Origin of the sequence: Pseudomonas sp. ICMP 10191 (genome assembly GCF_001467335.1) — a bacterium.
Classification (GTDB): Bacteria; Pseudomonadota; Gammaproteobacteria; order Pseudomonadales; family Pseudomonadaceae; genus Aquipseudomonas; species Aquipseudomonas cerasi.
Map to the genome: position 1 here is coordinate 184,383 of NZ_LKGW01000146.1, position 20,125 is coordinate 204,507.

The 20,125-nt window shown below is 60.3% G+C and carries 14 protein-coding genes and 2 pseudogenes; all 16 read left to right on the forward strand.

Going from position 1 to position 20,125, the window contains the following annotated elements:
• The first annotated feature begins 57 nt into the window (after window positions 1–57).
• Entirely contained in the window at window positions 58–2,466 is a 2,409-nt protein-coding gene (locus tag AO388_RS22600; RefSeq protein WP_058417173.1) for a TonB-dependent receptor, read from the forward strand.
• Between the two features lie 348 nt (window positions 2,467–2,814).
• Complete coding sequence (locus AO388_RS22605) at window positions 2,815–4,191, forward strand: diaminobutyrate--2-oxoglutarate transaminase (protein ID WP_003372849.1); 1,377 nt, start codon at window positions 2,815–2,817, stop codon at window positions 4,189–4,191.
• A 195-nt stretch (window positions 4,192–4,386) separates the two neighbouring features.
• Window positions 4,387–6,171 carry an IucA/IucC family protein gene (locus tag AO388_RS22610; RefSeq protein ID WP_058396922.1) on the forward strand — a complete coding sequence of 595 codons (1,785 nt, stop codon included), beginning with the start codon at window positions 4,387–4,389 and terminating at the stop codon, window positions 6,169–6,171.
• Window positions 6,164–7,372: a type III PLP-dependent enzyme gene (locus AO388_RS22615; protein WP_003433977.1), complete on the forward strand. Its 1,209-nt coding sequence runs from the start codon at window positions 6,164–6,166 to the stop codon at window positions 7,370–7,372. The genes AO388_RS22610 and AO388_RS22615 overlap by 8 nt, the downstream gene beginning before the upstream one ends.
• Window positions 7,369–8,775 carry a DHA2 family efflux MFS transporter permease subunit gene (locus AO388_RS22620; RefSeq protein ID WP_058417174.1) on the forward strand — a complete coding sequence of 469 codons (1,407 nt, stop codon included), beginning with the start codon at window positions 7,369–7,371 and terminating at the stop codon, window positions 8,773–8,775. Before AO388_RS22615 ends, AO388_RS22620 begins: the two co-directional genes overlap by 4 nt.
• Window positions 8,776–8,796: 21 nt before the next feature.
• Window positions 8,797–10,656, forward strand: coding sequence for an IucA/IucC family protein (locus tag AO388_RS22625; protein ID WP_058417175.1), 1,860 nt, complete (start codon window positions 8,797–8,799; stop codon window positions 10,654–10,656).
• On the forward strand, window positions 10,656–11,429 hold the full coding sequence (locus AO388_RS22630) for an HpcH/HpaI aldolase family protein (protein ID WP_003433971.1): 774 nt from the start codon (window positions 10,656–10,658) through the stop codon (window positions 11,427–11,429). Before AO388_RS22625 ends, AO388_RS22630 begins: the two co-directional genes overlap by 1 nt.
• A gap of 3 nt (window positions 11,430–11,432) precedes the next feature.
• Entirely contained in the window at window positions 11,433–13,316 is a 1,884-nt protein-coding gene (locus AO388_RS22635; RefSeq protein WP_058417176.1) for an IucA/IucC family protein, read from the forward strand.
• Window positions 13,306–14,211 carry an ABC transporter substrate-binding protein gene (locus AO388_RS22640; RefSeq protein ID WP_058417177.1) on the forward strand — a complete coding sequence of 302 codons (906 nt, stop codon included), beginning with the start codon at window positions 13,306–13,308 and terminating at the stop codon, window positions 14,209–14,211. The genes AO388_RS22635 and AO388_RS22640 overlap by 11 nt, the downstream gene beginning before the upstream one ends.
• Window positions 14,208–15,197, forward strand: a complete 990-nt coding sequence (locus AO388_RS22645; RefSeq protein ID WP_058417178.1) for a FecCD family ABC transporter permease — start codon at window positions 14,208–14,210, stop codon at window positions 15,195–15,197. The genes AO388_RS22640 and AO388_RS22645 overlap by 4 nt, the downstream gene beginning before the upstream one ends.
• Entirely contained in the window at window positions 15,190–16,221 is a 1,032-nt protein-coding gene (locus tag AO388_RS22650; protein WP_058417179.1) for a FecCD family ABC transporter permease, read from the forward strand. Before AO388_RS22645 ends, AO388_RS22650 begins: the two co-directional genes overlap by 8 nt.
• Before the next feature lie 10 nt (window positions 16,222–16,231).
• Complete coding sequence (locus AO388_RS22655; protein ID WP_058417180.1) at window positions 16,232–17,023, forward strand: ABC transporter ATP-binding protein; 792 nt, start codon at window positions 16,232–16,234, stop codon at window positions 17,021–17,023.
• Window positions 17,020–17,799: an IucA/IucC family C-terminal-domain containing protein gene (locus AO388_RS22660; protein WP_058417181.1), complete on the forward strand. Its 780-nt coding sequence runs from the start codon at window positions 17,020–17,022 to the stop codon at window positions 17,797–17,799. The genes AO388_RS22655 and AO388_RS22660 overlap by 4 nt, the downstream gene beginning before the upstream one ends.
• Window positions 17,790–18,440 (forward strand): RraA family protein, encoded by a 651-nt coding sequence (locus AO388_RS22665; protein WP_058417182.1) that lies wholly within the window; start codon window positions 17,790–17,792, stop codon window positions 18,438–18,440. The genes AO388_RS22660 and AO388_RS22665 overlap by 10 nt, the downstream gene beginning before the upstream one ends.
• A gap of 196 nt (window positions 18,441–18,636) precedes the next feature.
• Window positions 18,637–19,359: pseudogene (locus AO388_RS30425) on the forward strand (PAS domain-containing protein); the annotation flags it as partial.
• Between the two features lie 111 nt (window positions 19,360–19,470).
• A pseudogene (locus AO388_RS30430) lies at window positions 19,471–19,899 on the forward strand (methyl-accepting chemotaxis protein); the annotation flags it as partial.
• Window positions 19,900–20,125: the final 226 nt, after the last annotated feature.

The window sequence follows — 20,125 nt, forward strand, 5'->3', positions numbered from 1 at the left end:
TTTTTGTCTCGCTGGTCATTCCAGGTAAGTGCACAAAAAATACGAGAGCTTCCCTCTATGTCCGCAGTGTCTTCCTACCGTTTGCGTCCACTTTTGCATTTCAGCCTGTTGCTGACGTTGAGTTCCAGTCCGTTATTCGTCTCGACCAGTTGGGCCGACACATCGGGCAGACGCGCCTATGAGGTGCCGGCCGGCAGCCTGAGCGCTGCGCTCACCCGTTTCGCCGGGCAGGCCGGGGTCAACCTGTCGGTAGATCCTGCGCTGGTGAACGGGCGGAACAGTTCGGGGTTGTCCGGCGAGTTCGCGGTCGAGGAAGGCTTTGCGCGCCTGCTGCAAGGTTCCGGCCTGCAACTGATGCCCGTCGGGGAGCAGGCCTACACGCTGATCCCGGCACCTGACAGCGCCAGCGCAGGCCTGCAACTTGCACCCACCTCGATTGTCGGTGACAGCGGCTCTACCGATGGCCAGGAATACGCAGGCGGCCAAGTGGCACGCAAAGGCTCGCAGGGCATGCTGGGTTCGCGGGACTTCATGGAAACGCCGTTCAGCATGACCACCTACACCAAGGACGCGGTGAAAAACCAGCAGGCCCGAACCTTGGGCGACCTGATCGCCAGTGACCCGTCAGTGCGTGCCACCAACCCCGCAGGCGGGCGTTACGAGCAGTTCACGATTCGCGGCTTCAGCCTGTTCAATAGCGACGTTTCCTACAACGGCCTGTACGGCATTCTGCCCACTTACACGATCGACATGGAAATGGCCGAACGGGTGGATATCCTCAAGGGGCCGAGCCAGTTGATCAACGGCATTTCGCCGCGAGGCAGTGTCGGCGGCGGGATCAACGTGGTCCCCAAGCGCGCGACGGATAAACCGCTCACCGAGCTCACCACCAGCTATGCCTCCAAGGGGCAGGTGGGTGCTGCAGTCGATGTAGCCCGTCGGTTTGGCGAAGACGACAAGTTCGGGATTCGTTTCAACGGCGTGAAACAGTCCGGCGACACTGAATGGGATCACCAGAGCGTCGATCGCGACATGGCCGTTTTGGGCCTGGATTTCCGTGGTGATCGCCTGCGTCTGTCGACGGACATCGGGCACACTGAACGCGACACCGATGCTCCGCAGGAACGCGTGCAGGTCGGTGCCAACGCGAAGGTGCCCAACGCCAACGATGTGCGTGACAACTATGCGCAGTCCTGGAGCAAGGCGCGCACCAAGGATACGTTCGGCGCAGTGAATGCCGAATATGACCTCAGCGACTCGGTGATGCTCTACGGCGGTGTCGGCGCGCGCAAAAGTAACCATGACTTCCTGCGCCATGCGGTATCGGTCACCAACGATGCAGGCGACTTCAGCGTTCAACCACGCGATTTCACCCGTGACGAAAATGTGCGCACAGCCACTGCCGGCGCGCGCAGCTGGTTCACTACCGGGCCGGTCAGCCACGAGGTCAATCTGGCTGCCAGCTATTTCTATATGGATTTTGAAAACGGTGGTGCACGCTACGCGGCAGCGCCGAGCAATCTTTACAACCCGGTCGACACGCCGACACCCTCGAATCCCACGCGGGCCGACTCCAAGGTTTACACCGAGAACCGCTTCAGCGGTGTGGCGCTGACTGACACGCTAGGTTTTTTCGAGGACCGTCTGCTGCTGACACTCGGCGCCCGCTGGCAGCGTGTCAAGGTTGATGACTGGACCGATGGCGTGAAAGGCGACACCGCCTACGATGAGGAAAAGGTCTCACCATCAGGCGGCATCCTGTACAAGGTGACCGACGACTTTTCGGTGTACGCCAACTACATGGAAGGCCTGAGCCAGGGCAAGATCGCTCCGTCGACCTCGGTGAACGAAGACCAGATCTTCCCGCCGTTCGTCAGTCGTCAGGTCGAGGTCGGCGCCAAATATGACCTGGGGTCATACGCCTTCACCGCCAGCGTATTCCGTATCAAACAACCGGCCTACGAGACCAATACCACCTCCCGTGTGTTCGGCCCGAATGGCAAGCGCCGTAACGACGGTGTCGAGCTGACCATGTTCGGTGAGCCGATGAAGGGCTTCCGTCTGCTGGGCGGGGTGATGTACATCGACAGCGAACTGACCAACACCGTCAATGGCACATTCGACGGCAACCGCGCACCGGCCACCCCCAAGTACAACGTCAATCTGGGGGCCGAGTGGGACGTTCCGGGCGTAAACGGTCTGACCCTGACCGGACGGGGCATCTACACCGGTTCGCAGTATCTGGATCAGGCCAACAGCAAAAGCATCGACTCATCGGAGCGTTTCGACGTCGGTGCGCGGTATGCTTTCAAGGTCGATCAGAAGGACATCACACTGCGGGCCAACGTCGAGAACGTGATGAACAAGTACTACTGGAGCTCGGCCGGCGCGTCGGATGACAGCGAGCCGGGGCTGACCCTGTCGACACCGCGCACCTATCTGTTGTCGGCCACCATCGGTTTCTGAGTGGATACGCGACGCCCAGGGAAGGGCTCACGTGTATAGCGAACGACCGGCAGTCCTCATCGAGGGATAACCTGTGTGCAGTATTAAATAATAAACCTCAACACGGCGACACCACAGTCTGTTATTTAAATAGACTGCTTGGTCATATGCCAGAATAACAAATGGCCACTTTCAATAGTGGCACATTGAGTTATACCGATTAATTCTGTCGGTATAACTGCGTGCCTTATTCATTGTCAGGCGCGCAGAAGCGTTCATTTAAATTTCATCTTTGTTTTCGAAATAATGGGTTGCACTTTTGGGTAAATGATAATAATTTGCATCCAGAAATCCAGCGAGGACTTACAGATGTTGAATAATGGCTTATTGCACTCTACGACGTCGCAGAAAACCAATGCCAACTATCTGGACAGGCAGAGCAAGTTTGAATCGAATGTAAGGAGTTACCCGCGCAAGTTGCCATTGGCGATAGCCAAGGCACATGGTGTATGGGTCACGGATGTCGAAGGCACCACGTATCTGGACTGCCTGGCCGGCGCCGGAACACTGGCACTGGGACACAATCACGAAGCTATCATGGCCAGTCTCGACAGCTTCCTGACCTCGGGCATGCCGATGCACACCCTTGACCTGACCACTGCGGTCAAGGACGCCTTCAGCGAAACGCTGCTGAGTCTGCTGCCAGGACAGGGGCGTGATTATTGCCTGCAATTCTGTGGTCCGTCCGGGGCCGACGCCGTCGAAGCCGCGATCAAACTGGCCAAGACCGCCACCGGCCGCCATAACATCATCAGCTTTTCCGGCGCCTACCACGGCATGACCCACGGCGCCCTGGCGCTGACCGGCAACACGGCGCCAAAAAACGCTGTCGCTAACCTGATGCCCGGTGTGCAGTTCCTGCCGTATCCCCATGAATACCGTTGCCCGCTGGGCATTGGCGGCGAGGCCGGCACTGAAGCACTGAGTTATTACTTCACCCAGTTCATCGAAGACGTGGAAAGTGGTGTGTCGCTCCCGGCCGCGGTAATTCTGGAAGCGGTGCAGGGCGAGGGCGGTGTCAATCCGGCACCTGCGGCATGGCTGCGCCAGATTCGCGAAGTCACCCGCAAGCATGGCATTCTGCTGATTCTGGATGAAGTGCAGGCCGGTTTTGGTCGTACCGGCAAGATGTTTGCCTTCGAACACGCCGGGATCGAACCCGACGTCATCGTCATGTCCAAGGCGGTCGGCGGCGGTCTGCCGTTGGCAGTGCTGGGTTTCAAACGCGAGTTCGACGCCTGGTCTCCGGGCAATCATGCCGGCACCTTTCGTGGCAACCAGATGGCCATGGCCACCGGCCTGGCGACCCTTGAAGTGCTGCAGCGACAGAACCTCGCTGGCCAGGCCGCAAAACGTGGCGACTGGCTCAAGGAACAGCTCGGTCTGTTGCAACAACGCTATCCGGCGATCGGCAATGTGCGCGGCCGCGGCCTGATGCTGGGTATCGAGATTGTCGATGAGCGCAAAGCGGCAGACCGCCTCGGCAGCCTGCCGATGGACCCGGACCTGGCTGTCGCCATTCAGCAGCATTGTTTCAAACAGGGGTTGTTACTTGAACGCGGTGGTCGCAATGGCAATGTCATTCGCTTATTGCCGCCGTTGATCATTACCGAAGAGCAATGCCACTTGGTGATCCAGCGTTTTGAACAAGCGCTCAAGGCGGCACTGTCCCAGCTACGTAAATAAAAGTTTGTAATAAGCAAGGCATAAACAGCCCATCATCGTGACACTGATATCACGATTGAAACAACACCGCACACAACGTTTGGCTGGGCGAACTTATCGCCCCTCGACAGCTCGATTGTTGTGCCGCAAGCGATAAATCAACGTTTGTTGCGACGTCATTTGAACGGTCAGCGTAAAGGCGACTGTGGAGCAGACATGACTAATACCGATCGCACCGTCTTATCAAACATGGTGAGCGAGTTGGCAACCACTCGCGCGTTACTCAATTGCCTGATCAAGGAATTTGCACTGCCGGAAGAGTGCCTGCATTACACCTGGCCTGAAGGCATGCAAGGCATAGCGCCTGGCAGTTTCGTCGATGGCGGGCAATGGAAGGGCATTCCGCTCACCATCAGCCTGCCCAATCAGCAGCAGTTCTTTGTTCTGGTGGACCGCCGCGACCACCTGGGCAGCCATCGCTACCTTTCCGATGTCTACGCTCGTCAGGGGCAGGGCACCTGGCGCTGCCTGGCGTTCGCCGAATTCGCCCGGCAACTGCTGACCGCCTGTGAGCACATGACCCGTGCCAGCAATGACGAACTGCTGGATCAGGTCCTGCAAAGCCAGCACCTGACTGCTGCCATCGTTGCGCACAACATGACCGGTCAGCATCCGGCACCGCTCAGCGGCTATCTGGCCAGTGAGCAGGGTTTGTGGTTCGGCCACCCCAACCATCCGGCGCCCAAGGCACGCCTGTGGCCTGAGCATCTGGCGCAGGAGACCTACGCCCCGGAGTTTCAGGCGCAGACCGCGCTGCATCTGTTCGAAGTGCCGATGGAAGGGCTGCGAATCACCTCCAATGGCTTGAGCGAAGCCGAGGTGATGTCAGGCTTCGCGGACCAATCGCGGGCCCGGCCCGGGCATGCGCTGATCTGCATGCATCCGGTACAGGCGCAACTGTTCATGCAGGACCGCCGCGTGCAAAGGCTGCTTGAGCTGGGGGATATCTCGGACCTGGGTGCCAGTGGCCTGCTGGCCAGCCCGACGGCGTCGATGCGCACCTGGTACATCGAGGGGCACGACTACTTCATCAAGGGTTCGCTGAATGTGCGCATCACCAACTGCGTGAGGAAAAACGCATGGTATGAACTGGAGAGCACGTTGATCATCGACGAACTGTTTCAGCGCCTGCAGCAGACTCGTCCGGAAACCCTCGGTGGGCTGTCCACAGTCGCCGAACCCGGTTCGATGAGCTGGGCGCCAAAAGGTGCGAGCGAGGCTGACGGTCACTGGTTCCGCGAGCAGACCGGCGCCATTCTGCGGGAAAACTTCTGCCGCCGCTCCGGCGCCGACAGCAGCGTGATGGCGGGCACACTGTTCGCTCGTGATCTGCGTTCACGCCCACTGGTGCACGACTTCCTCCAGCGTTTCAATGGCGGGGAGCTTGAGGACCAGCATCTGCTGGACTGGTTCGATGAGTACCAGGCCTTGCTGCTGAACCCGGTCATGGCGTTGTTCTTCAATCACGGCATCGTGATGGAGCCGCACTTGCAGAATGCGGTGCTGATTCACGACAACGGACGCCCGCAACAGCTGCTGTTGCGCGACTTTGAAGGCGTCAAGCTAACCGAAGAGCTGGGTATCAAGGCGATTCAGGTGGGGTTGCACCCGAGAATTCGCCAGTCGCTGCTCTACAGCCGCGAACAGGGCTGGAACCGCATTACCTATTGCCTGCTGATCAACAACCTGTCCGAGGCGGTACTGGCCTTGAGCTGGGAGCGCCCGCACCTGGCACCACTGATGTGGCAGCGCGTCGAGCGGCAATTGCAGCGTATTCGTGACGAACTGGTACTGCCTGCGCCCGAGCTGGACGCGCTGATCGCAGGCCAGTCGATTGCCTGCAAGACCAACCTCAAGGTCCGGCTCGCTGCCAAGGCCGATCGCGAAGCCAACTATGTGCGTCTTGCGTCGCCGTGGGCCACGGAGGCACGTTATGCATAAGGTGCCGGAAACCGTACTGGCGGCCATCAAGGAGGCTCGGGCGCTGGAAACCGATCCGCTGGCGGCCTTTGTCTACGATCTGGACGCGCTGCAGCAGCATGTCAGTGAAGTCATGGCGGCGCTGCCCGCCGGTGTCGAGCTGTATTACGCGATCAAGGCCAACAGCGAAGCGCTGATGCTGGAAACCCTGGCCCCGCTGGTCAGTGGCTTTGAAATTTCCTCTGGGGGCGAGATCGAGCGGGTGATGGCCTGTCCGACACGCAAGCCCTACGTGTTCTCGGGCCCGGGCAAACTTGATTCCGATCTGCGTTCGGCGTTGCTGAGCAAGGTTGAAGCCATCCACCTGGAGAGCCTCAACGAAATCGCGCGTCTGCAACAGTTGGCAGAACAAGCGGGGCGCGTGCAGCCGGTGTTCCTGCGCATCAACCCGCAACTGCCCGCTGCGCAATCGAGCAGGCTGGCGATGGCCGGGACCGCGACACCGTTCGGGATTGACGAAGCGGATCTGGCCGAGGCGGTCAGACGCGTGGACAACGCCAGTCACCTGACGCTCAAGGGCTTCCACGTACACGCCATGTCGCATCAGATGTCGGTTGAACGTCATGAGCAACTGCTCGATTTCTACCTGCAGCGCTGGCCGGAATGGAAGGCTCTGGCCCGAGATCCGAGCCAGCTCACCCATTTCAACGTCGGCGGCGGTATTGGCGTCGATTACCTCAACAGTCAGCAGTTCGACTGGCAGCGGCTGTGCCGTTATCTGGAAAAACGCCTGGGCGAGCAGCACGACGCGCCGATCCTGCGCTTCGAGCCGGGACGCTTCATCAGTGCCTATTGCGGCTATTACGCCATCGAGGTGCTGGACAGCAAAACCAGCCACGGCGAGCATTTTCTGGTCTGTCGAGGCGGTACTCACCAGTTTCGCCTGCCGGTTGCGCAAAGCCATGACCATCCGGTTATCCACCTGCCGAATGCACCGCAGAGCACTGAGTCGTCAGAGCAGGCTTACACCATTGTCGGGCAGCTGTGCACGCCCAAGGATGTGCTGAGCCGTCGCCAGCCACTCAAAGGTGTGAACATTGGTGACCTGTTGGTCCTGCCGCTGGCGGGAGCCTATGGCTACAACATCTCCCACGCCGACTTTCTCTGCCATCCACGACCGTCACAGCACTTCGTGCGCAACGGTGAACGGGTTCGCCAATGAGTTTCAACGTCCCACGCCGCTGGGTGGTGTTCAACGTGCTGCTCGGTACGCTGACGGTCAGCCTGAGCAACAGTTCGCTTAACCCGGCGCTGCCGACCTTTATGGATGCGTTCAGGATCGGCCCTCTGCTGGCCACCTGGATTGTCGCCGGGTTCATGACCAGCATGGGCATGACCATGCCGCTGACCAGCTTCCTCAGTCAGCGCATCGGACGCAAACGCCTGTATCTGTGGGGTGTGGCGCTGTTCATCGGCGGTTCGCTGTTGGGCGCGCTGGCCGACTCCATCGCACTGGTGATCACCGCACGGGTGGTACAGGGCATTGCCAGCGGGCTGATGATCCCGTTGTCGCTGGCGATCATCTTCTCGGTGTATGAAAAGCACGAACGGGGCAGGGTGACCGGGCTCTGGAGCGCAGCAGTAATGCTCGCACCGGCGCTTGGTCCGCTGTGTGGCAGCCTGATGCTGGAGTGGTTCAGCTGGCGCTCACTGTTCCTGATGAATGTGCCCATTGGTCTGCTGGCACTGTTGCTGGGCGTCGGCGTGCTGCCGGACTCCGAGCCTGCCGAGCGCAAGCCGTTCGACCTGATCGGCTACCTGCTGGTGGCGTCGGGCATTGGCTTGCTGATGGTCGCCATCAGCCGCATGCACCATGCTCAGGCGCTGCTCGACCCAGTCAATCAGGCCATGGTGCTGGTCGCGGTGGCTTGTCTGCTGGCGTTCGTCCGCGTCGAGTTGAGTCGCCAGGCACCGCTGCTGAATCTGCGCCTGTTCAACCTGCGCGGTTATCGTCTGAGCGTAATCATCGCCGTGGTGCAATCGGTCGGCATGTTCGAGTGTCTGGTGCTGTTGCCGCTGCTGGTGCAGAGCGTGCTGGGCTACAACCCGATCTGGACCGGCCTGGCGCTGCTGTGTACCGCCAGCTTCGCGAGCCTGTTCGGGCAGTGGGGCGGCAAGGCACTGGACCGCCATGGGCCGCGCACCGTCGTCGCCGTCGGCCTGCTGTTGACCGGCGTTTCGACCCTGGCGCTGGGCATGCTCAAGGCCGATGCCGCAATCGGCGTGGTGTTCGTGCTGATGATGATTCGTGGCGCCGGTCTCGGGCTCTCCTACATGCCGGTGACCACGGCGGGGCTCAATGCCTTGCCCGAGCCGATGGTCACTCAGGGCGCCGCGATGAACAACATTTCCCGCCGTCTGGTCGCGTCGCTGGCCATCGTCATTGCGTCGCTGTGGCTGGAGTTCCGCTTCAACACCGCGGGACCGGCCGCCACGCCCTCGGCCATCAGTGAAGTGTTCATCGCCACCGGCCTGCTGATCCTGCTGGCACTGCCCTGTGCCTGGCGTTTCCCCCTTAACGACGAGCGCGCCGAGGCCCAGCCCGACGCGGTCGAACCCCGATAATTTTTCGTTCGAGGTATGAACATGGCTACCCCTTTACCGCTGCAACGTAACGCCGCTTCGACAACGACAACGACGGGTACGGGTGCCTGGCTGGCTGACGTCAGCGCCGAGCGCTATCAGCAAGTGCAACGCCGCGTGATTGGCCAGTTGCTACAAACCCTGCTGTACGAGGCGGCGCTGCCTTATCGCTGTGAGCCGCAGGATGATCATCGGCATCGTTTTGCCGTGGCCGTCAGTGGCGGTGTGGAATACCACTGCGACGGTCTGCTGAGCACCAGCTTCGAGCTGATCCGCCTCGATCACGCCACGCTTGAGCGGGTGGACAGTACCGGCGAACGCAGCGTGCCGGATCTGCATCTGGCGTTGACCGAGCTGCTCAGCCCGTTCAAGGACAGCCCGCACCTGACGCGCTTCATCCAGGAAATCGAGCAGACCCAGCTCAAGGACCTGCAGGCCCGTAATCAGGGGTATCAGCCCGCCAGGCCTGCGCATCAGCTGGATGTCGATGCGCTGGAGCAGCACTTCATGGACGCCCACAGCTATCACCCGTGCTACAAGTCGCGGATCGGCTTTTCCCTGGCGGACAACCGCCACTACGGGCCAGAATTTGCCACGCCTTTCGCGGTGGTCTGGCTGGGCGTGGCGAAATCCAGCGCCTCGGTCGGCCACTCGCGGAGCATGGATTTTCAGGCGTTCATTCGTCAGGAGCTGGGCACACAGCGCTGGCAGGAAATAACTCAAGAACTGGCCGCGCAGGGCAAGTCCATCGACGACTATCAACAGATGCCGGTGCATCCGTGGCAGTGGGATAACGTCACGGTGTCGACCTTCTACCCGGAACTGGCCAGCGGCGAGCTGATTTACCTGGGTACTTCGACCGATCGCTACAAGGCTCAGCAGTCGATTCGCACGCTGGCCAACGCCAGTCAGCCACAGCGCCCATACGTCAAGCTGGCGATGAGCATGACCAACACCTCCAGCACACGCATCCTGGCGCGCCACACGGTGTTGAACGGCCCGATCATCACCGATTGGCTGCACCAGTTGATCGCAACCGACAGCACCGCTCAAGCGCTGGATTTCGTGATTCTCGGTGAGGTGGCGGGGGTGAGCTTCGATTACCGCCATCTGCCGGAATCGCGTTCGGCGCAGACCTACGGCACGCTGGGTGCGATTTGGCGGGAAAGCCTGCATCAATACCTCCGGGACGACGAGCAGGCGGTGCCATTCAACGGCCTCAGCCATGTGGAAAATCGTTACGGTGATGGCCAGCAGACGCCTTTCATAGACGCATGGGTCAGCCAGTACGGGCTCAAGGAATGGACCCGGCAACTGCTGCAGGTCACGGTGCCGCCGATCATTCACATGCTCTATGCCGAAGGCATCGGCATGGAGTCCCACGGCCAGAACATCGTGCTGATCGTCAAGCAGGGCTGGCCGCAGCGCATCGCCCTCAAGGACTTCCATGACGGCGTGCGTTATTCACCTGAGCACCTCGGGCGTCCCGAACTGTGCCCGGAGCTAGTGCCGCTGCCCGCCAGCCACGCAAAGCTCAACCGCAACTCGTTCATCATTACCGACGACGTCAACGCGGTGCGCGACTTTTCCTGCGATTGTTTCTTCTTCATCTGCCTGGCCGAAATGGCGATTTTCCTGCGCCAGCAATACCAGCTGGACGAAGCACTGTTCTGGCAGATGACCGCCGACGTCATTCTTGACTATCAGCAGGCTCACCCGCAGCACCGCGACCGTTTCGGGCTGTTTGACGTGTTTGCGCCCTCGTACGAAGTCGAAGAGCTGACCAAGCGCCGCCTGTTGGGAGATGGCGAGCGCCGCTTCCGCTCGGTACCTAACCCACTGCATACCTACAGGCCGCAATGATGCTGAGGACCAATGCGCTCAAAAGCAGAGTTGCGGACGGACAGCCGGCACACGGGGTGATCAGTTCGATTCCGGCCCCGGCCGCCATCGAGTTGATCGCTGAAGCCGGGTTCGACTTCGTGATCATCGACATGGAGCACGTCCTGATCAACCCGGAAACCGTGGAAAACATGATCCGTGTGGCAGAGAGCTACGGCCTTACACCATTGGTGCGGGTCGCCGATCTCAACCCGAAAACCCTGCTGCGCCTGCTCGATGGCGGCGCGCAGGGCATCGTCTTGCCGATGATCGAGAGCCCTGAGCAATTGGCAGATGCGATTGCCGCCTGCAAGTACTACCCGCTGGGTCGTCGCAGCCTCAATGCCGGACGTCCCGGCTCTTTCGGCAAGCACAGCCTGGCGCAGTACGTGGAGGCCGCCAATCAACAGATCATGGTGGTGGCGATGATCGAAAGCGCCGAAGGCGTGCGACGTGCCGCCGAGATCGCCAGCGTGCCGGGGCTGGACATGATTCTTGAAGGCGCGGCAGACCTGTCGCAGTCACTGGGCATGCCCTGGCAGATCGATCAACCAGATGTACAAAACGCGCTGCTTGCAACCTGGCAAGCCGCCGACGCGGCGGGCATCGCTTATTGCGCGATCCCTCGTCAACCCGGTGACGCTGCCCGCTGGCAGGCTCGCGGGGTCAACACCTTTGTCCTCGGGGATGAGCGCGGCATTGCCTTTCGCGCGCTTCAGGCCCGCCTGGCTCAACATTCAGCAGAAGGAAAATAAACCATGAACTTCACTTCACTCGCCGCTGACCTGGTCATGCAGGATTTGGTCGATTGCCTGCTGGCTGAAGATTTCTTTGGTCGCGAGCCATTGCGCCTGCAGGACAGCAGCCAATGGCAACTGCGCCATCCACAGGCTCCGCAACTGGTGGAGCAGGGCAGTGCGCAGCAAATCTGGGAATGGTGCTGCGATGATTCGGAGCAGCGCTTTATCAGCATCGCGTTGCGCGCCGGTATTACCCAGCAATGGGAAAAAGTACCCGGTACGCCGGTACTGGGGCGACAGGACGAGCGCTGGACGCAGTTGTCGCCGGAAGACTTCATGAAGTGGGTGTTCGCCGGCAAGGCAACGCTGCTTCAGGACAGCGAGCGCCAGGACAACGAAAAGGGTATCGCGCTGTTTCTCGAGGTATTGCGTATCAGTGTCTGGCAGACCGCGCTGTCGCTGGACCACAAGGTCGACGAGCAGAACCTGATGGCTCAGGACGGCGCAACCTTCTTCAGGACCATGGAGCAGTGGGCGTCGCTGCGTGATCGCCCGTATCACCCGCTGGCCAAGGCCAAACAAGGCTTGAATGAACAGGAATACTTACACTACCAGGCCGAGTTCGCCCGGCCGGTAGCGCTGAACTGGGTGGCGGTCGACAAGACCTTGCTGCAATGCGGCGATGGCGTAAAGGACTTGAACGCATCGTTTCCGGCCCGCTATCTGCTGCCCGAGCACCTGCAAGCGGAGCTTGACCAGGAGATGCAGGCGCGTGGCATTGCCGGCAGCCATGTTGCGCTGCCGGTTCACCCGTGGCAGTTCGAGCATGTTCTGCAGGCCCAGCTGGGCGATGCGTTCGCCAAGGGCGATTGCCAGCGGCTTGACTTCAATCAGGCGCAGGTCCACGCCACTTCGTCGCTGCGTTCGATGACACCGTGCTTCAACAGCGCTGACTACCTGAAGCTGCCCATGGCGATTTATTCGCTCGGCGCTTCGCGTTACCTGCCAGCGGTCAAAATGATCAACGGCGGGCTGAGCGAAAAACTGCTGCGCCAGGTGGTCGACAAGGATCAAACCCTGGGCCGTTCGCTGCACTTGTGCGACGAGCGCAAATGGTGGGCATTCATGCCGCCGCAAGCCACGTTGTTCGACGAAGGGCCTCGGCATCTTTCGGCGATGGTGCGCGGCTATCCGGCCGCCTTGCTCGATGATCCGGAGTGCCGCCTGCTGCCCATGGCGGCACTGGGCACACCGCTACCGGGGAGCAATCGGCATTTCTTCGACGAGTGGATGGACTATCGCGACCTGCCGCGCAATCAGGCTTCGGTACTGACACTGTTTCGCGAGTTGAGCCACAGTTTCTTCGACATCAACCTGCGCATGTTCCGCCTGGGGATGCTCGGCGAAGTGCATGGCCAGAACGCGGTCATGGTCTGGAAAGCCGGACAGGCCCAAGGGCTGTTGTTGCGTGACCACGACTCGTTGCGTATTTTCGTGCCCTGGCTGGAGCGCAACGGCATGCACGACCCGGAGTATCGCATCAAGAAAGGTCATGCCAATACGCTTTATCATGACCGTCCCGAGGACTTGCTGTTCTGGCTGCAGACACTGGGTATTCAGGTAAACGTTCGGGCAATCATGGATACGCTGGCGCAGGTGTATGACGTGCCTGTCACAGCGCTGTGGACCGTATTGCGTGATGTTCTGGATAATCTGATCACAACCATCGAATTTGACGACGAGGCGCGTGGCATGATCAGGCAACAACTGTTCGAAGCCCCCAACTGGCCGCAGAAACTTCTGCTGACACCCATGATCGAGCGCGCGGGCGGTCCGGGCAGCATGCCGTTCGGCAAGGGCGAAGTGGTCAACCCGTTCCACAGGTTACGCCGTGCAACCTGACCGAACCCTGCATCCTTCGCGGCGCACAGTGTTGCGCCTTTCGCTGGGGTTACTGGCGCTGCCTGGCATTGCCCGGGCAGCGCCGCTACGCGTTGTCACCCTGTTTCAGGGGGCGTCCGATACTGCCGTGGCTCTGGGCGTGACGCCTTGCGGCGTGGTGGATTCGTGGAGCGAAAAACCGATGTATCGCTACCTGCGCCCGGCGCTGGCGGCGGTACCGCATGTGGGGCTGGAAACCCAGCCGAGCCTTGAAGATATCGTGCTGCTCAAGCCGGACCTGATCGTCGCCTCCCGCTTTCGTCATCAGCGCATTGCGCCGTTGCTGGAACAGATCAGTACGGTACTGATGCTTGAAGAGGTATTCGAATTCAAGCGCACCCTGGCGATGATGGGTGCGGCCCTGCAGCGTCAACAACTGGCCATCGAGCTGCTCGGGCAATGGCAACAGCGTGTGGCAGCGCTGCGTGGCCAGTTGCGGGCGAAGTTCACCGGACGCTGGCCAATCACCGTGTCGGTGCTCGACATTCGCGAAGACCATATCCGTAGCTATCTGCCGGCCAGCTTTGCTGGCTCGGTGCTCAGTGAACTGGGCTTTGCCTGGACGCCCGCGGCCCGCCAAGCCACGGGCGTGTCCCTTAAACTCAGCAGTAAAGAGAGTTTGCCTGTGGTCGATGCCGACCTGTTCTTCGTCTTTCAGCGCGCGGACAGCACCGCCGCGCAACACACTTACGACAAGCTGGTACAGAACCCGTTCTGGCAACAGTTGCGGGCAGTACGCGACGGTCAGGTATGGCGCGTCGATGCCGTCGCCTGGAGTCTGTCCGGCGGCATTCTGGGCGCCAACCGCATGCTTGATGAAATCGCTCGCGTGGCGCTGGCGGATAGCGCCTCATGACGGCTGCGGTAAAACTGGGCCTGGGGCTGTTGGTACTCGTAGCGTGCATGGGGTTGAGTCTGGCCACCGGGGCCACCTGGATATCGCCCGCTGCCATTGTGCGAAGTGCCTGGCAGCCCGATGCGCTGAGCGCTATCGAGCACGTGCTGCTCGACACACGGCTGACACGCACCCTGATGGCCGTCGCAGTAGGCTCTAGTCTGGCGGTTGCCGGGGCGCTGATGCAGGCGCTGACGCGCAATCCGCTGGCGTCGCCTGGCCTGTTCGGTATCAATGCTGGCGCGACGTTTGCCATCATCGCCTGTTCGTCGCTGCTTTCACTGTCGTCCATGAGCCAATGGCTGTGGTGCGCGTTCATCGGCGCTGCGGTGGCGGGCACGATCGTCTGGGTCATCGGCAACCGGGGGCAGGGCAGCCTCAATCCATTGCGCATCGTATTGGCTGGCGCAGCGATCACTGCCTTGTTTACCGCGTTCAGTCAGGCCTTGCTGGTGGTCAATCAGGACGGTCTGGATACCGTGCTGTTCTGGTTGGCTGGCTCCTTGTCGGAGCGCGAACTGAGCACTGCTGCGCCGCTGCTCTTCTGCGTGGTCATGGGGCTTGTCGGCGCGCAGGTGCTGGCGGGGCAGGTCAACGTGCTCAACACCGGGGAATCCATCGCGACGGCTTTGGGACAGCGTACGGGGCTGATTCGTCTGATGATGAGCGTGGTGATCATTGCCCTGGCAGGCAGCGCCGTGGCGCTGGCGGGCAGTATCGGCTTCATCGGTCTGCTGGTGCCGCACATGGTGCGCAAGACGCTGTCCATCGACCATCGCTGGCTGCTGCCCGGCTGTGCGTTGCTGGGCGCGACGCTGTTGTTGCTGGCCGACACCCTGGCACGAGTGGTGATTGTCCCTCAGGAAGTGCCGGTGGGTGTAATGACTGCGCTGTTTGGTGCGCCGTTTTTCATTGCGCTGGTTCGGCGGGGGGCGCGCTATGGATAAGCATGTCACCGTGCGCTACCGGAGCTTTTCCCGGCAGTTCAGCCTGACAGTGTTGACGCGTTTGCTTACGGGTCTGGCGCTGACGCTGCTGGTTGCCTTGATCTCGCTGGCCGCGGGCAAGATCAACCTGTCGCCCACGACCCTGCTGAGTGTTTTTACCGGCCAGGCGGACGCCAGCCTGGTGCTCATCGTTGAACAACTGCGCATGCCCCGGCTCGCCCTGGCCGCACTGGTCGGTGCGGCCCTGGCGGTGTCCGGGCTGATCCTGCAAAGCATCATTCGCAACCCGCTGGCCTCACCGGATCTGTTAGGCATCACCAGCGGTGCCAGCGCCGCCGCCGTGTTGTACCTGTCATTCTTCTCGGCTGCACTGGGCGCGCAGTTTCTGCCCCTGGCGGCGATCTCCGGCGCAGGCCTCGCGGCGCTGGTCATTTATCTGCTGGCCTGGAATCAGGGCGCTTCACCCTTGCGTATGGTGTTGATCGGGGTAGGGGTGTCGGCTTTGCTGGCTGCGGTCACCACGTTCATTCTGGTGTTCAGCCCGTTGACCACCACCTTGTCGGCTTATGTCTGGCTGACCGGTAGCGTGTATGGTGCCAGTTGGCCGGAGCCCCGCGCGCTAGCCGGCTGGCTGCTGATGACGTTGCCGCTGCTGGTGCTGCTCGCTCGTCAGGTGCGCATGCAACAACTGGATGACGCGCTGGCCCAGGGCATCGGCGTGCGCGTGCAATGGCTGCGTGCCGGTTTGCTGCTGGTGAGCGTGGCGCTGGCCGGCCTGGCGGTCGCCTGGGGCGGGGCGATTGCCTTTGTCGGGTTGATAGCGCCTCATATCGCCAAACGCCTGATGCCGCCGGGGTTCGTCGGTCAGGCGCTGATGGCGGCGCTGATCGGTGCCAATCTGGTGATGCTTGCCGATCTGGCCGGACGCACGCTGTTCCTGCCGCTGGATCTGCCCGCAGGGATTTTTGTCGCGGTGCTGGGCACACCGTTTTTTCTGTACCTATTGATCAACCAGCGGCATTAAGGAATTACGGATGGCGTCAATCGCAACCCACGACCTGACCCTGAGTTACCAGCGGCAGGTGATCATCGACAGCCTTGATCTGCAGCTACCCTCAGGCCAGGTGACCGTGCTGATCGGCAGTAACGGTTGCGGCAAAAGCACCTTGCTCAAATCCCTGGCGCGCCTGCTCAAACCCCAGCAAGGCACCGTCGTACTCAACGGTGCCGACATTCACCAGAAGTCCACTGCGAATGTCGCGCGTGAACTGGCGATTCTGCCGCAGATGCCCAGCGCACCGGAAGGCATCAGCGTACGGCAATTGGTGGCGTTGGGGCGTTATCCCTATCAGAACTGGATGCAGCAATGGTCCGCCGAGGATGAAGCCATGGTCGCGCGGGCTCTGACGCAGACCGGCATGCAGGAACTGGCCGACAGACCTGTCGATGCCCTATCAGGTGGTCAGCGTCAGCGCGCATGGATCGCCATGACCCTGGCGCAGGATACCGACATTGTATTGCTGGACGAACCGACGACCTTTCTAGATCTGGCTCATCAGATCGAAGTGCTGGACCTCTTGCGCGACCTGAATCGGCAAGAAGGCAAGACCATCGTGATGGTCCTGCATGACCTGAATCTGGCCTGCCGTTACGCCGATCACATGGTCGCTGTCCACGAACGCAGCGCCTTTGCTCAGGGGCGTCCGGCGGACATCCTCAGCGAGGCGCTGGTCAAGCAGGTCTTCGGCCTCAACTGCCGGATCATCGCCGATCCATTCTTTGGTACGCCGCTGTGCATTCCCTTTGGCCGGGACCTGCCGCAATGAGTCTCGCGCAGGCGTTCAGCGAGTCCGAATGGTCGTTGCTGTCCGGAGCGCTGCGGCTCAGGCCGGCAGGTGAACACGATACGCGCTCACTCCCGGCCCGAGCGCTGCTGGACGACGCCGTCTGCGAGCAATTGCTCGGCGTGCTGGGGCCGGTGATCGGTTCTCCGACCCAGGCAATCACCGCGTCATTGCTGGCCAAGCGCTTTTCCTTCCTCAGCACCGGTGCCTGTCTGTACGCGATGTCGGTCTACGACAAGGGCCTGGCCCTGTCGCTGGACAATAGCGTGGTTGAATACGCGCACGATAACGGCCTTTGGACCTCTTCAATGCCCTTGCTCGATACAACGCCTGTGGGTTACGCACCGGGGGCTCGCGAGGCGTGGCGTGATGTGATCGTCGCCACCCTGTTCCGCGACCTGCTTCAGCCACTGTGGGAAACCTTCAACCGTGTCACTGGCATTTCCCGACGCATTTTGTGGGAAAACACCGCAGTACGTGTCTATTCGCTGTACGACAAGCGCATGGACACGGTTGACGACCCGGTGATCCGGCAGCGCTGTGAAGCCGATTTCGACTGGCTGCTGCATCAGGCCGATCCGGCGCTGTTCGGCCTGACCTACAACCCGCTCAAACACTTCCGCCGTCCACCGATTGTGCTCGAAGGCGAAGGCAAAAGCGTCCGTTTTCGGCGTACCTGCTGCTTCTATTATGACGCCAGCAACCCTGTCGAGTATTGCTCGACCTGCCCGTTACTGAGGCCCAAAAAATGTCGATGAACAAGCAGATCGCCCACCGCCAGCAACAGCTCAGCGACGCGGTCATAGAGCAATACCGTGAAGTTGCCGCGTCAACCATTGGCCATCTGACCGACGTGGGTTACCTGCGTGGGATCAGGCCGCTGTTCGAGGGTGCCAGACTGGTCGGCAACGTTGTCACAGTCAAACTGCAGCTGCCCGACGGCAGCATCCTGCGCGACGCTTTGCTGAACAGCCTGCCCGGGGATGTGCTGGTGATTGAATGCGTCGGCGACGAGCATTGTGCCTGCTGGGGCGAACTGCGCACCCTGGCCGCGCTCATCAAGGGGCTTGCCGGCGTCATCATCTCGGGTACGGTTACCGACGTCGCCGCCTTGCGCGAACATCGTCTGCCCGTGTTCAGCCGGGGAGTCAGCGCAATGACGACGCGCAGTCTCGGGGAAAGCGGCGAGCTCAATGGGCTGATCAATGTAGGCGGCGTGGATGTAAAGCCGGGGGATATCGCAGTCGGGGATGATGACGGGGTGTTTATCCTGAGTCCGCAACAGGCGAACGAACTGTTACCCGAGTTGCTTGGCAAGGAGAGTGCGGACAGAAAAAGACGGGCGGAATTGCTCGACAGACTTAAGGGGCAGCAGCCGGAAATCAGAAGTCGGCAATGACAATATGTTTAATATTTGGATCCTAATATCAACAATCAGACAATAGGCAGGCCATTTACGTATTAAGTTCGCCGGCACTGCTCAAGATTGCGGTTCGATGACCGATGCAGATTGCAAACCCAAACTGTCCCGGATAGCCGCAATGTTCAATTCGCATTTGAAAAATACCAATAAGGCATTGGAGCGCCGCCTCGCCATGCTTGAGCAAGCAGGGCAAATCCTCAATCTGGAGACAGTCGCCGTCGTTCTGGATGGCACGGGCAAGGTACAGACCGTCAATGCGTTGTTCGAGACGGAGATGAGCTACGCCCAAGCAGAGCTTGTCGGACGCAACCTGTCTGAACTGAGCCCGCCGGAACTGAGCGGTGACGTTCACCAGAAACGCGCGTTGACCGCGATTCGCGACGGCAAGCATTTCAGCGGCACGTTGCGCCTGGTCAGCAAGGCCGGATCGAGGGTGTGGCTGAGAACCATTGTCGTTCCTTATAAAAATGAAACCGGCGGCGTCGAGCAGATCACCCTGTACTCGAGTGTTCTGACGCGAACCATTGAAGCCTCGCGTGAGAACGAGGCCCTGGTCAACGCACTGCAGCGCTCCACCGCCGTTATCGATTTCACCCTCGATGGCATTGTCATAGGCGCCAATGACAATTTTCTGAAGGCGATGGGTTACGAACTCAATCAGATAAAGGGCAAACATCACAAGATTTTCTGCCTGCCTGAAGAATCCGCTTCTGACGCGTATACCCAGTTCTGGGAAAGACTGCGCCGAGGTGAGTTTATCGTCGATCGTTTTCGTCGAGTTGACAAAGGTGGTCGTGATGTATGGCTGGAGGCGTCTTACAACCCGATTACCGACGCCAACGGCAAACTCTATAAAATTGCCAAGTTCGCGACGGTCATCACTGAACAGGTCGAGCGCGAGAAGGCCGTCGCCGAAGCATCGGAAATGGCTTATCAAACATCTATCGATACTGACAGCAGCGCGCAGCAAGGCCGAAAAGTCATCAAGGACACGCTGCATATGCTCGGCCAGCTGACCATTTCGATGGCAGAGGCTACACGAGGTATCGAAGCACTGGATTCGCAAAGTCAGGTGATTGGAACAATCATTAAAACCATCAGCGGCATTGCCGAACAAACCAACTTGCTCGCGCTGAACGCAGCGATTGAAGCCGCCAGGGCTGGCGAACAGGGCAGGGGGTTTGCCGTAGTAGCCGATGAGGTGCGCCAGCTGGCCTCCCGCACGACAAAAGCCGCGGAAGAAATCGTAAACGTCGTTAAGACCAACCAAAGCCTGGCTTCAGACGCGGTAGGCGTCATTGTGCGCAGCACCGAACAGGCTTCCGAGGCGCTGGTATTGGCCAACGACGCAGACCGTGTGATCCAGGAAATCCAGCAAGGCGCCAACACGGTAGTGCGGGCAGTCAGCCGGTTTGTGGACCAGCGCTCCAGTTAAGTGTGAACAGTCGGGTCGACTCAGGGGACACTAAAGGTGTGCTGCCCTGAGTCACTCACTGCGCAGTTAAACAGGAAAGGAAGTGTACTGATCTGTGCAGAGCCACCTGCGTATAAAAGTTTTAAATGAGTGTGTTTTATTAAATCGATGGGACAGCACTCGCGCAAGGCGCCCACTATCGGAATCACTGTGCTACTGCCTCAAGACTGATAGCCGGCTACCGATA